The 12,814-nt window shown below is 62.0% G+C and carries 9 protein-coding genes; 1 reads left to right on the top strand and 8 read right to left on the bottom strand.

Features of this window, described 5'->3' with window-relative positions:
• Positions 1-39: 39 nt before the first annotated feature.
• Positions 40-732 (top strand): ribonuclease HI family protein, encoded by a 693-nt coding sequence (locus tag H7U20_RS21850; RefSeq protein WP_199761260.1) that lies wholly within the window; start codon positions 40-42, stop codon positions 730-732.
• Between the two features lie 65 nt (positions 733-797).
• Here H7U20_RS21850 and H7U20_RS21845 read toward each other — a convergent pair whose 3' ends face one another.
• The 8 genes from H7U20_RS21845 to H7U20_RS21810 form a co-directional block, all read right to left on the bottom strand.
• Positions 798-1,064 carry a PAAR domain-containing protein gene (locus tag H7U20_RS21845; RefSeq protein WP_199761259.1) on the bottom strand — a complete coding sequence of 89 codons (267 nt, stop codon included), beginning with the start codon at positions 1,062-1,064 and terminating at the stop codon, positions 798-800.
• Positions 1,065-1,146: 82 nt separating this feature from the next.
• Positions 1,147-2,514: a T6SS immunity protein Tli4 family protein gene (locus tag H7U20_RS21840; protein ID WP_199761258.1), complete on the bottom strand. Its 1,368-nt coding sequence runs from the start codon at positions 2,512-2,514 to the stop codon at positions 1,147-1,149.
• Entirely contained in the window at positions 2,511-4,280 is a 1,770-nt protein-coding gene (locus H7U20_RS21835; protein WP_199761257.1) for an alpha/beta fold hydrolase, read from the bottom strand. The genes H7U20_RS21840 and H7U20_RS21835 overlap by 4 nt, the downstream gene beginning before the upstream one ends.
• A gap of 37 nt (positions 4,281-4,317) precedes the next feature.
• A complete protein-coding gene (locus H7U20_RS21830; RefSeq protein ID WP_199761256.1) occupies positions 4,318-7,014 on the bottom strand; it encodes a type VI secretion system Vgr family protein in 2,697 nt (898 codons plus the stop codon).
• Between the two features lie 128 nt (positions 7,015-7,142).
• Positions 7,143-8,231: a type VI secretion system baseplate subunit TssG gene (gene tssG, locus H7U20_RS21825; protein WP_199761255.1), complete on the bottom strand. Its 1,089-nt coding sequence runs from the start codon at positions 8,229-8,231 to the stop codon at positions 7,143-7,145.
• Complete coding sequence (gene tssF / locus H7U20_RS21820; RefSeq protein ID WP_199761254.1) at positions 8,195-10,042, bottom strand: type VI secretion system baseplate subunit TssF; 1,848 nt, start codon at positions 10,040-10,042, stop codon at positions 8,195-8,197. The genes tssG and tssF overlap by 37 nt, the downstream gene beginning before the upstream one ends.
• Positions 10,043-10,293: 251 nt before the next feature.
• Entirely contained in the window at positions 10,294-11,937 is a 1,644-nt protein-coding gene (locus tag H7U20_RS21815; RefSeq protein ID WP_199761253.1) for a methyl-accepting chemotaxis protein, read from the bottom strand.
• 126 nt (positions 11,938-12,063) lie between these two features.
• On the bottom strand, positions 12,064-12,552 hold the full coding sequence (locus H7U20_RS21810) for a chemotaxis protein CheW (protein ID WP_199761252.1): 489 nt from the start codon (positions 12,550-12,552) through the stop codon (positions 12,064-12,066).
• Between the last annotated feature and the right edge of the window lie 262 nt (positions 12,553-12,814).

Below are 12,814 nucleotides of genomic sequence, written 5' to 3'. Positions count from 1 at the left end.
GCTCAAGAGCCAGGCGCGCGGCGCCGTCCTCGATTTTCTATGCCCACAGAAGAATTCGACCGCCTCGCCGCCGCAGCCTACAAGGGTGAGCGCACCAGCGGCCGCCGCCTGGCGGCACGCAGCGGCGCGTCCGAGCTGGACGCGCTGCGCCAAACGCTGACGCTGGCCGCCGGCAGCGCCGGACTGGACCAGTTGCTGATCGAACGCGCGCAGCTGCGCCAGGCCGACCAGGCGCGCCGCGCCGCCAAGCTGGAGATCAAGTCCACCGCGCTGGCGCGGAAGCAGGCCCGCGTCCAAGCGGCGCCGGGCGCCTGGCAAGCCTGGTTCGACGGCTCGGCCCATCCCAATCCGGGCCGGCTGGGCATCGGCGCCCTGCTGTGCGGGCCGCAAGGCGAGCGCGTCGAGATCAGCCGCCGCGCCGGCCACGGCGACAGCGGCGAAGCCGAGTATCTGGCCTTGATCGCGCTGCTGGAGGCGGCGCTGGAGCTAGCTCCGCCGCAGTTGCTGGTGTACGGCGACAGCCAGGTGGTGATCAACGACGTCAACCAACCCGCCGCGCCCGGCGCCAAAGGCCTGGAGTCCTACCGCGCCCGCGTCGCCGCGCTGCTGGCCGGCTTGGGCGAGGTCAGTCTTCGCTGGATTCCGCGCCATCGCAACGGCGCCGCCGACGGGCTGTCGCAGCAAGCCATCGCCTCGTGGCCGGCGGCGCCGTCAGTCAGTCCAACCGTTTGATCGTTCAGATCGTAACGAAGCTCAGGAATTGACAAGGTGACCTTGCCGACAAAGGTCCTAGCCGATCAAGCGTTGCTGAAATCGGCCACTGTCGATATCAACGTTGCGCCGCAACTCGTCTTGTGACCGGCATAAGCAACGGCGAGGCCATCGATGGTGTGATTGGCGTCGCCTTCCACAATGGTGCAAACGGTACGGCCTGGAATTGGACAAACGCAAGTATCGTTGACCCGGGCCACGGCGATGCCGTCAACCGTGAACCAGGTGGCGCTGACACTGACGACTTTGCCGCCGTGGGAAGTTGGATCGCCTAAACGAATGACTTTTGCCATGACATTGCTCCTCGGTTGAAATGCTGAACAAGCTAACTGATGCCAACGTCGTTGAATTTTCGCGGCTCCGTTTGCTCCGCGCCTAGCCTTCTTTGACAGGCCCGGCATCCTCGGCGGCGGGAGCCGCGGGCGGTTTCTCCGCCTCGATTGCGGCGCGCTGGGCCTCTGCGTACTCGACCAGTTTCCACACGGTGGTCATCGTTTGAGAAGGCCGCTCGCCGGTGAGTTTCTGCCATACATTGGGCTTGCCATGCCATTCCACCGTCGGCAGCATCTCGCCCTCCTTGAAGTATTGTCGACGCTTGGCCGGGAGGACATACTCATCGCCACTCTGCCACCATCCCGTTTGCGGGCAGATGCGGCCGGTGAGGGCAAGTTCACCCAGCGGCTTCTTCGGCAGATCGCTCGCGCCGGTCTTGGCCGGCGCGCTGGTGGGACGCAGGCGGATCGAGTTGACGATGCTGTCGTATAGCTTGATGGCCTGCTCGTCGGTGAGCGATGGACGCGGTCGCGGCCCCTTCAATGGCAACACGGCACTTTCAAATTCAAGATTGAGCAAGGGAACGAAGATGCTTTTCACCGCACCGGCCGCCTCCCAATGAAAGTAATGCTGTTTAATTCCCTGGTCTGTCGGCAACAACTCGAGGAGCTCCTCGCCTTTGAATCCGTTCACTTCGTGCTTTTGTCGCCGGAATGTCTTTATGTATAATTTTTCTAGAACTGTATCGGGGTGTTTATCCATCCGTTGCAACAGCGTATCGTCACCCGCTTTCGGCACAGTTTGACTGTAGACCGCAACCCATACATCCGGCAATTCTTTGAAATTGAACTGTAGGCGGGCCTCCTCGAATTGGTATTTACTACCATCGTCGGCAATGAATCCATCCTTGATGCAAAATCCAGGCTCGGATGGAATTTCATCCAGATGTCGGGTTCGTAAATTTGGCAAAAGATCTGTGCTTAGACGAATTAACACTTTATCGTAGAATATTTTCTCTTCGAAATTTATATGGATCAATGAAAATAGCTTATTTTTATCTAATTTATATGCTTCAAATCCAAAATCAACATGCCCAAACACATTCTCCTTCGTTACAAAAATTCGTGTAGATTGGTTCGGCGAAATGGTTCTTATTAAAACCCTATCATCCTTCCCCGTTAATTCTCTCAGTTTAATTTCGCGTTGATCCATCCTTCGGGTAAAATCAATAATTTCCCCCTGAAAATTATCGGAATGTATGTCACCGAACATAAATTGGGATTGCTGTCCGATTTCCTTAATTTTTCCTCCAGCTGGAAAATCGATTAAAAATCGCCCGAAACATAAAGTGTTTTGGTTACTCATCTCAACATCCTTGGGGTAAGCGGCCAACGATTCAAAGGAAATAAACACTGCCAGTCCTGTTTCGATAAATCGTAGCTTCAGCGAACTCTTGATCGAGCCAATCATGATTTCTCCGTAGGAAAATTTTTAGCGGGCATAGCATTTTGGATAACTTTTCCAATACAGTATATGACATTGTCGACAACATCCCTGTTTGAGTAACTACCTTGATGATCGAAGCCTTTCATGCGAAAGACACAATGCGCTCCATCCGTTCTTTCAATTGTTGCACCGGATGGGCTTGGCACTGTACCATCGCCAGAATCAGCGTCATCACCACCTTCTCGCCCAGGTCGATTGGCCAGCTCAAATTTAATGGAATTATTGTTATAAGTTAGATTTACTTCACCTTGCAATGTCCAAGACGCAGCGGGCAAACCCATCAATTCAGCTTTAATGCTGTTCTGCAATCGATGATTAGTAAACCAATGCACCTTACCAAACGATACTTCTTGCTTATCTGAACCATAATGCGCATAGGTATTGTGGTGACAATATAACCCAAGGGTATCGTGCAGTTTTTTTGCTATCTTAAGTGCATTGCGATACATCCCCATTGGGGTTGAATCCTTATCCTTTGATAATTTTGCAGGATCAATTAAAGTTTCGTCGACCATTCCCCACCACACATCTTGTACTCGCTTGGAGTAAATTTCCTCATATGGATCTGCTATTGGTAACGCACGTGCCAACTCCACAATGGGTTCGCCTGTGATGTTTTGGGAAACGGTCAGCCACCCAGGCGGATAGTTCTTCGTCGGTAAGAGTTCCAACGCGCCTGGCGAATTGGCCATCACGCAGGTGATGTCGGCGGCATCCCAGCCGACAATGGTGGCGACGGCCGCGCCCGTGAAATTGAAGAAACTTCCCACCTCGGTGCCGGCGCGGAAGCGCCTGTACACGACCGGCGCGCCGCAGACAGGCTGCACACCGTGGACCACGCCGAGTATCTTGCCGGCGTCCTTCTGCGCGGCCCTGCGCGCGACGATGCCGCCCATCGAATGGGTGACGAGAATAACCTTTCCCTGCGTCATGAAGTACTTCGTCTTGTCATACCAAGCCAGCACCTCCTCTATCCGCTGGCACAGCCCATCGGCGGCCGCCTCATTGCTGTCGAGCCAGTTATAGCCGTAGGCCCACACTGGATAATAGAAGTCATCCAGCCGCGTGAATTCATCCTCGGTCAGGGCGCTGACCGTTCCCTTGACCGCATTCCATACCGTGCGCACATCGATCATTTCCGGACGAAAGCAAGGATCGCCTTCCCCGGTGCATGATTGAATCGGCGCATTTTTCATCAAGGTTTGGGCGACCGCCCACACCGCCATTTTCTTGCTGCCCGGCTTGCCGGGTTCCTCGTATTGGTCGTTGAGCGAACGTTCCAGCTCGGCCAAAACATGACCATAGCTATCAAAATGCAGCTGCCCCCAACCGCGCCGTACCGCCTCGTCCGTCGTCAGCGTCAAGACGCCCTGCGGCAACTCGACCTTCCCTCGGTCGTCAACCTCGGTGCGGGACGCCGTCATTTGCAGCTGCCTATCTTTCGGTACCTGAGCTTTTCTTTTCCTCACTTCCCCAAGTCCGTCCGCTGTGCCATTCGGTGGACTCCATGCGGCCAATTTCTTGCCATTGGCCGCCTCATTCATCCGAAGATTGGTGCCCATGATCCCCGGCACGAAGATCACCGGAATCACGTGACATGGCGGGATGACGCCGCGCGCGCGCATGCGGAAACTTTTGGGGCTGCATACCGTGTCAAACACCGGCTCACCTTTGTCGTCAAAGGCAAGCGGCACGCGGCGCGTGGCTTCTGGCAGAACTGTGGCGGCCATGTGTATTCCTCCCCGCAACTCGTGAAGTCAATCAGTGTTAAAGATGTACCCGCAGCGATTTGATGACCGTGTCGGTCACGACGGCCTGGCTGGCGCCATCGGCGCCGGATTTGCCGGCGTCAAGCACCGCGCCCTCGGCGTCGCGCACCTCGTAGGGAACGTTTTCGCGGGGCTGGCCGCCGCGTCCCGTGAAGGCGATCTGCTCGTCGGTTTGCAAGCTCGAATGCGGCATGCCGGGCAACGCCAGATCGCCCCCGCCGCCACTGCTGAATTTGAACTCCGACGCTTGCACATTGAACGCGCCACTCGATGACGACGTGACCTTGCCCTTGGCGATGGTCCATTGCACGCCGTCGGTACGGATCACCACTTCGGGCGCTTCCAACAGCAGCGATTCGAGCGAATAGAGATGCAAGCGCTTGGCCGCGCCGACTTCGATTTCGCCATCCTGCGCCTGGATCACGATCTTGCCGCCGGCGGCGATCAGTTGCATTCCCAGCTTGTGGGCGAACATGCCGATGCCCTGGGCCGCGCGCATCAGCAACTTGCGCCCGGCCGACAATTGGGAATTGCCGGCGCTGACCAGGTCGATATTCGTTTGCGCGCCAATGAGCACGTTGTCCTGGCTGGCCAACGCGATGCCGGCCGGCGCACTGACCGCGACGATGGGCTTGCCGCCGGCCGGATCGGGCGTTGCGCCCTCGGTGTTGCTGCCCTTCTCCCATTGCCGGATATGCTCGACCAGCTTCGCCAGCGGCGCGCCGTCGGCGTCGCCGGCCAAGTGGGTGGTGGCCAGCTCGGACAGGGCTTTGTAGATACCGTGAAGCACGTCGTCCATGCCGATCATTTCCGGCCGGTCGAGTTGCCTACCCTTTGCGCCGGGGCTGGCATCGGCGGTGATCAACACGCCCTGCGCCCCTCTAACGGCAACGGCCTTGTCACTGCGCAAGTCGGCGCCTTCGCCGCGCGCTTCGCCGTGGCCGTTGGCGATAGGCTGCGCGAGCCAACCCAGATTCAATTGCGAACCGCCATGGTCGCTGGCCAGTTGGGCGTTGATCCGCCCGTTGCTGTCGTCGAAGCGCAGCTGGTTATGCCGTTCGCCCTTGATTTCCCGGCTCTTGATGCCCGACAAATAACGGTTGCCGGGCAGGTCGCCCCGTTCGCTCAGGGCCGCCGGCCGCGCGTTCCCGTTGTACAACTGGCCGACAATGACGGGCTTGTCCGGATCGCCGCCCATGAAGGCGACGAGGACTTCGCTCCCCACGCGCGGCAACGTCAGCGCGCCGCACTGTTGCAGGCCGCCCGGTCCGTTGCCGGCCCAACTGGTGGCGACCCGCACCCAGGCCGAGTCGCGCTCCGTGCCGGACGTGCCGGCGCCCTGCGCATGCTCATGGTCGGCGGCGCGCAAACCAAGAAAGCGTATCCTGACCCGCCCCAACTCGTCGCAATACACTTCCTCGCCCGGCGGGCCGACCACGAGCGCGCTTTGCATCGGCATAGGGGGCAGATCGCGCTGGGCGTCATAGGCCGGAACGATGGGAATGCCGCGCCGCACCGCGCAGAACGTCATGTGGAATCGGCCCGGCCCGGAATCGGCCAGATTGGCGTGATCGTGCGCCAACGCCTGCGTCCAGCGGTTGCGGGCGAACAGACGCTCCATTTTCGCCACCAGCCCCCTTGGCAGATTGTTCTGCGCCGTCACCGCGAGTTGGGTGATGACGAAATCGCGTTCATCCTCCGGATGGCCGTCGATCTCCGGGTGATCGGCGAAGTGGAAATACTCGCCGACACAAAAATCGCGCACGCCGCCCTGCCCCCGGTAGCATTTGGCCTCGTAATCGTGGCGATTCATGCGCAAACGGCCGAGCCGGCGCAGCTCGTCGTGATCGTCGGCGTTGTGCGGCGATAAAATTTTGTAGTCGTTCAGGCTGGCCGCAAGCTCGTCGCCGCCGGGGCCTTGCGCACCGTCGCTGCTGGCTTCGGTGGTGGAAAAATACCCTTGCGGTTGCTTGTAATCCCAGCTGTGCAAGGTGACGCTGCCGGCCTGCAAGCTACGGACGGCGGCCCAGGACGTGATGGTGTCGCGTTGTTCCGTGGCATTGTCGCGGTGGTAGCGCACGGTGCCGGCGCGGTTCTGTTGCAGGCTGTCGGGGCTATTGAACAACACCATCGTGTGTGCCAGCGTTTGAGAAAACTCCGGCTGGGAGCCCGCTTCGCGGCTACGGCCGGCGCGGAAATACCAAGCGACGCCGCAGCGCGCCAGCAGGCGTCGGATGAAGGCGCCGTCCGATTCGTTGTACTGCATGGTGAATTCGCGCTGCGCATATTGGCGCAGCTGAAGACATTCCTCGACCTCCAGCTCGAACGCCCCGGCCAGCACCTCATTGCTTTGACGCCATTCGGCGACTAGGCGCTGGACGATGTCGATTTCGCTCAGGTTGCGGAAGATGCGCGTGTTGACGCGCTTTTCCAGGATGGCCAGCGCATCGCGCATGACCAGCTTGTAGGTGGCCACGCCGCCGTCGCTGTCGCCGGCGCAGACTTCGGTGACGATGCCGCATACGCTGCTCAGCTCGCCCCGGTCGGTGACGAAATCCAGCGCCAGCGGCAAACCGATCATCTGCTTCAGCTCGATCCTGGCATCGGTAGCCACGCACCAGACTTCGTAACGCAGCCCCGCGCAAATTTCCGCCGTGCCGATCAGCCGTTGCGGCAACAGCACGTCGTCCAGCACGCCGGCGCCATGGGCGATACGCATCCGCAGGGGCCGGTTTTCCGTATCCAGCAGCTTTTGGCGCTGGATGAAATGGAGGAACTCATTGTCTCGTTTCATGTGTTTTCCCTTGATCGAAGCGGCGCTGCTCAGGGCCGAAGAAAATAGCGCACGGCCAGGCGATCCTGTCGCGCCGTGCCGCCGAACATAAAGGCGTCGATGCCGAGCCGGCTATGTCCCTTACCCTCGCGCGAACGCAAGCGGGCGCGCCGCACGTCTTGCGCCCGCAACAACAGCTGCACTTCGAAGGTCATGCCGACGCCGCAAAACTTGGCGAGGACGTCGTTGAGCGCACGGGCGCCGGCGGAACGGGGCAGGAATCGCTCGAAGTCATTTTTATCGAGCGGGCCTAGCCGCACACGGCAGCGGCAATCGCGGCGATAAATGTTCCGCCCCAACACGCTGCCCGCGCCGAGCTTGCAGTTGGCGATGCCCAACTTGGCCCGGTGCTGGTCGGGCAGCGTCTCCCAGCAGCCGAGCAATTGTTCGAGCGCGACGGCAACGGCGAAGTGTTCCGACAGCACCCCGGCGATGACACTGGCCGGCACGCAACGGCTGCTAAATTGCGCCGCGTAAAAGGCCAGCATTTCATCGCCGATATCGGCAGGACCATCTGCCGCGGCGAATTCGGTTTTGGCGCGCGTTGGCAATCCCGACAAGGCGCTCAGCATGGCCAGAAACGCATCCTCGCCGGCCGCATCGACCATGCATTCGGGCCGGTGCTTGCTCCAGGCCTGATAAAACAGCGCAACCGAGCGGGTCGAAAACATGTCGAGGAAAGCCCGCGGCCCAGCGTCCTTGGACGCCTGTTCGTAGGCAGCGATCCGTTCCGTTTCATGGAACGGCAAACCGCCATTGCAACCAAGAAAACCGATAAACGCGGGCGTGATGGCGATGTATTTGAGTTCGTTGCTCAGCATGGCTTGCTGCAGGCCGGCGGCCGAGTCGATGGGCGAAGCGGACTCCGCAGTCAATGCCGCAATTTGACTGGCGGGAAAAGACAGCGATAAATTGTTTAGAAACCGCAGGTGGCGCAGCGGGATAGGCCCCTCCTCGACACCGTTTTGGCGTAGCCAGGTGTCGAGGAGGCGCACCGCCTGAAAGAACTCAAAACGATAGGGGTGGCGGAGTAATTGCTCAATTACACTAGACTCAAAGCACCGTTGCGGGGCAGGCATCGCAGCAGCTCCTTTCCTGTCGATTTGGACAACACAATCAACTGAGTGAAACTGTTCAGATGAACATACAGCGCCAGGAAGTGATCGAGCATCTGCGCGAAAACATGGACGCCGCTGCCGCTGAAGGCATCCTCGTCCAGCGTGACGCTCACTTCGATGCCGCTGAGATAGGCGCGGCCTTGGCGGTCGCGCAGCCATGCCGTGGTGGGACGATGGGAAAGATCGGCGATGCCGTCGATCTGCCGCTGGGCGACGGCCGAGGCGCCAGGCACATACAACTGCAACATCGCCACGAAACCCGGCAAACCCGCCGTGCTGAGCGAGCGATGGTTCAGCGCAAGGTGGGATATCAAGCCCCACTGGGCGCCGTTCGATGAGCTCAGCCGGTGCGCCGCCGTCGGTCTGAACAGCAGGCGGATGGGGATATTCCTGGCGCCGCCTTCGATGGCAAGATCGCCGTCGGCGGCGCCGTAGGGCAGCCTGGCCGGCAGCGCCCGATTGCTGCAGGTCAATTCGATCGACAGCGTGCCCGACGCGGCGGCTAGCGGCGAAAAATCGCCGTCGACAAAGGCCATCGAATATTCATGACCGGGACTCATCTCGGCCAGCTCTTCATCGCGGTGCAGCAAATAGTAGTGCGCCTTGCGTCCCGCCACGCTGCCATGGCGCAAGCAATAATAGGGCAGGAATTCCACCGTGCTGCCACCTTCGGCGGCCTTGCGCAACAACTTGACCGAGTCGACGCTGTAGATTTCGTGAACGGCGGCGGGACGCTCGTAAGGCAGCAAGGGATAGTCGCTGCGCTCCTGCGTCAGCCGGATCGGCGTCGCGGTCGTCTTGAACAGGTTGACGACCGGCGTGCAGCCGAGCCGCAGATTACTCGCCGACAGGGACTTGAGCAGACGGGCCGGGGTCGAATCGGCGCGCAACCCGGTCAGCGCGAGATGCAAGGTGACACAGCGGCATGTTGCCGGCCCATGCGGCAGCAAGGCCGCCAGATCGATATCGAAGAAATTGAATTTTTCGGGATAAGAAAAATACTCGGTCAGCAAGCGATAAGCGGGATGTTCGCTAGCCGTGGACGGGATCATGGCGTCGCCGGCGGCAAAGCCGACGGCGGCGACGGGAACCTTGGCCAACGGCAGCCAGCGCCCATCGCCATCGAATTCGGCATACGCGTTCACGCTCCGCATCAGCAGGGCATCGCGCAAGGCGGCGCGGAAAGAAGGCTCGCCGGCGATGTAGACGCGGATGCTGTCCAGCCCGAGCTCCTCCAATCCGGCGCCGACGGCGGTGCTGCCGATCTCGATGGCGATTTCCGAGGTGGCGCCGTCGGCCAGGCGCAAGCAGGCTGGAGCGCGGACCAAGGGGTCGAAACGGGCGCCGGCGATTTTGAACGGGCCGATTGCGACTTGGAAAGCCGTGGTGTACTTGCAGGCCTGCGCCGCACTGTCGACACACCGCAGTTCGGTTCCGCGCGGAATGCGCGAGACCCCGGCGATGGCATTCTCTTTTGCGGCGGCGAAATCGACGCAGGCGATGGAATAGGCCGGGACGGCGCGCAGATAATGCGGATACAGCACGCCCAGCAAGGCGGCGGTAAAGCGGGCGTAGTCATCGGCGAGCAGCTTGGCGGTGCGGGCGTTGAGCAAGGCGACCACTTGGATCAGGCGCTCAATGTGCGGGTCGCCGCAGACCTCGCCGATCAGCATCAATTCGCCCGCGAGTTGAGGATGCTTTGCGGAAAACTCGCGACAGAGGCGGCGCAAGATGCCGAGTTCGCGTTCGTAATGGGGGAGCAATGCTTCCATCGTCGGCTATCCAGGATTATCGTCCCGTCGATAATCGCATGAGCTCGTTCATCAACTTTGAGATGGAGCAATACTTGCCTGGAGACCAGACAAGGAGCGCCGGTCTGTCGCGCCCGCGCAGCAAAGAAAAACGCCGCCCGCCGTGCGGACACGGCGGGCGGCGTTGTGCCGCGCGGGACGGCGCCGTCGGGCGGGGCCGACGTTGCCGATCAGGCGCGGCGGGTCGGACGCAGAAAGTCAGGCGCGCTGGCTCAGGCGCGGTGCGAGAGTCGCGGCGCGGCGCGCGCCGGCGCGTGGGCCGCCGCCGGACCGTTATGCCCGGCCAGCTGCGGCCGGGCGCGCGCGCCCGCCTCGACCTTGAACACGCTGACCACCTCGGCCAGGTTGGCGGCCTGCTGCTGCATCGCCTCGGCGGCGGCGGCCGACTGCTCGACCAGCGCGGCGTTCTGCTGCGTCACCGAATCCATCTGGCCGATGGCGCGGTAGACCTCGTCGATGCCGGCGCTCTGCTCGGTGCTGGCGGCGGTGATCTCGGTGATGATGTCCGACACCCGGTGCACGCTGGCGACGATCTCCGCCATCGTCGCGCCGGCGTCGGCCACCAGCCGGCCGCCCTGGTTGACCTGCTCGACCGAGTCGCCGATCAGCGCCTTGATCTCCTTGGCCGCCGAGGCCGAACGCTGCGCCAGGTTGCGCACCTCGCTGGCGACCACGGCGAAGCCACGGCCCTGCTCGCCGGCGCGCGCCGCTTCGACGGCGGCGTTGAGCGCCAAAATATTCGTCTGGAAGGCGATGCCGTCGATGACGGCGATGATGTCGACGATCTTCTTCGAGGCGCTGTTGATCGACTCCATCGTGCCGACCACCTGGGCCACCACGGCGCCGCCCTTGACCGCCACCTGCGCCGCCGAGGCGGCCAGCTGGTTGGCCTGGCGGGCGTTGTCGGCGTTGTGCTTGACGGTCGAGGTCAGCTCTTCCATCGACGAGGCGGTCTCCTCCAGCGAGGCGGCCTGTTCCTCGGTGCGCTGCGACAGGTCGAGGTTGCCGGCGGCGATCTGGGTCGAGGACGAGGCGATGTGCTCGGTGCCGCTGCGCACCTGGCTGACGATGCTCAACAGGCTGGCGTTCATGTGCTGCAGGGCGCCGAGCAGCTGGCCGGTCTCGTCGCGCGAACGCACCTCGATGTGGCCGGTCAGGTCGCCCCCGGCGACGCGGCGCGCCGCCAGCACCGCCGTGGCCAGCGGCCGGGTGATGCCGGTGGTCAGCAGCCAGGAGCACAGCGCGCCGAAGGCCAGCACCAGCGCCGCCAAGGTCAGCAGCAGTTGCCGGCTTTGCTCGGCGACCGCCTCGATCTGCAGCGCGGTGGCGTCGATCTTGCCGCGCTGCATCTTCAACAGCTCCTGCATGAACGCCAGATAGGCCGTCGAGCCGGGCGCGAACACCTTCTGGAAGGTCGCCTCGGCCTCCTCCATCTGGCCGGCCGCCTTGTACTTGGCGACCAGGTCGCGCGAGGACAGGTAGATCTTGCGCTGCTCGCCGATGCGGCCGAACAACTCCTTCTCGTCCGGGTCGACGATCAGCGCCTCGACCTTCTTCTGGTACTCGGCCGAGATGGCCGAGGAGGCCTTGGCCTCGTCGGCGAAATAGGCCGCCAGGCTCGGGTCGCTGCTGCGGGCGATGGCGGTGGTGCGGCGGATCGCGCTGTCGATCTTGCTGTACCAGTCGCTGATCATGCGCTCCTTGGCCAGCGGCACCTCCATCATGGCGCGGGTGGCGTCGGCCACGCTCTGCAGGCGCCACACGCCTATGCCGGTGATCAACATCGCCAGCGCCAGGATCAGGGTGAAGCCCAAGCCCAGACGGGTACCGATACTCATATTCTTAAACGTATTCATTTAGTCATTCCGATATGGAAAACGATATGTCAGATGTGCCGGTGGCGCGTCCGGGCGCGCACGGCGGCCGCCGCCGCTCCCGGCGGCACGGGGACGGCGCCGGCACGGCGTTCGGCGGCGGGGAAATCAGGCGGCGACGGTGTCGATCAGGCCCATTTCGGCGCTCGACATCAGCTTGTCGATGTCGACCAGGATCAGCATGCGCTCGTCGAGCGTGCCGAGGCCGACGATGTGGTCGGTGTTCATCGCCGAGCCGATCTCCGGCGCCGGCTTGATCTGCTCGGGCAGCAGGGTGGTCACGTCGGAGACGCGGTCGACCACCATGCCGACCACGCGGTGGCCGATGTTGAGGATGATGACCACGGTGAACTGGTCGTACGAGGGGGTGCCCAGGTTGAACTTGATGCGCATGTCGACGATCGGCACGATGATGCCGCGCAGGTTGACCACGCCCTTGACGAACTCCGGCGCGTTGGCGATGCGGGTCGGCGTCTCGTAGCTGCGGATCTCGCTGACCTTCTGGATATCGATGCCGTACTCTTCCTGGCCCAGGGTGAAGGCGAGGTATTCGGCGGCGGGGGACGTTGCGTGAACGTCGCGGGTAACGGTGGACATGCGGTTTCCTTAGGTGGATGGCGATGCTGCCGCCCTCGCCCGGTCGCCTGCTCGGCCGCCGGGAAAGTACATTACTGAACGGATAGGTTCGTAATGTTACCTTAAGTCAAGATTCCACGCATTAGAAATAATGCATTACGGCAATTTCCGGCCGAGCCGGTCGCCGCCGCCGACGTTGCGCGGCGGCTGCCACGGCGCGGCGGCTGCCGGCGGCGCCTCGCGCCTAGGCGCCGGCCGGGCGGCCTCGCCGTCGGCGCCGTCG

Origin of the sequence: Rugamonas violacea (genome assembly GCF_016461825.1) — a bacterium.
Taxonomy (GTDB): Bacteria; Pseudomonadota; Gammaproteobacteria; order Burkholderiales; family Burkholderiaceae_D; genus Rugamonas.
This window is presented reverse-complemented; position numbering and strand designations above follow the sequence as displayed.

What these genes read in the sequence shown, in the direction of transcription:
- tssG (WP_199761255.1), bottom strand. Translation starts at nt 8,231, where the DNA reads ATGCCTGCCCCGCAACGGTGCTTTGAGTCTAGTGTAATTGAGCAATTA.
- H7U20_RS21845 (WP_199761259.1), bottom strand. Translation starts at nt 1,064, where the DNA reads ATGGCAAAAGTCATTCGTTTAGGCGATCCAACTTCCCACGGCGGCAAA.
- H7U20_RS21810 (WP_199761252.1), bottom strand. Translation starts at nt 12,552, where the DNA reads ATGTCCACCGTTACCCGCGACGTTCACGCAACGTCCCCCGCCGCCGAA.
- H7U20_RS21850 (WP_199761260.1), top strand. Translation starts at nt 40, where the DNA reads ATGCCCACAGAAGAATTCGACCGCCTCGCCGCCGCAGCCTACAAGGGT.
- H7U20_RS21815 (WP_199761253.1), bottom strand. Translation starts at nt 11,937, where the DNA reads ATGAATACGTTTAAGAATATGAGTATCGGTACCCGTCTGGGCTTGGGC.
- tssF (WP_199761254.1), bottom strand. Translation starts at nt 10,042, where the DNA reads ATGGAAGCATTGCTCCCCCATTACGAACGCGAACTCGGCATCTTGCGC.
- H7U20_RS21835 (WP_199761257.1), bottom strand. Translation starts at nt 4,280, where the DNA reads ATGGCCGCCACAGTTCTGCCAGAAGCCACGCGCCGCGTGCCGCTTGCC.
- H7U20_RS21840 (WP_199761258.1), bottom strand. Translation starts at nt 2,514, where the DNA reads ATGATTGGCTCGATCAAGAGTTCGCTGAAGCTACGATTTATCGAAACA.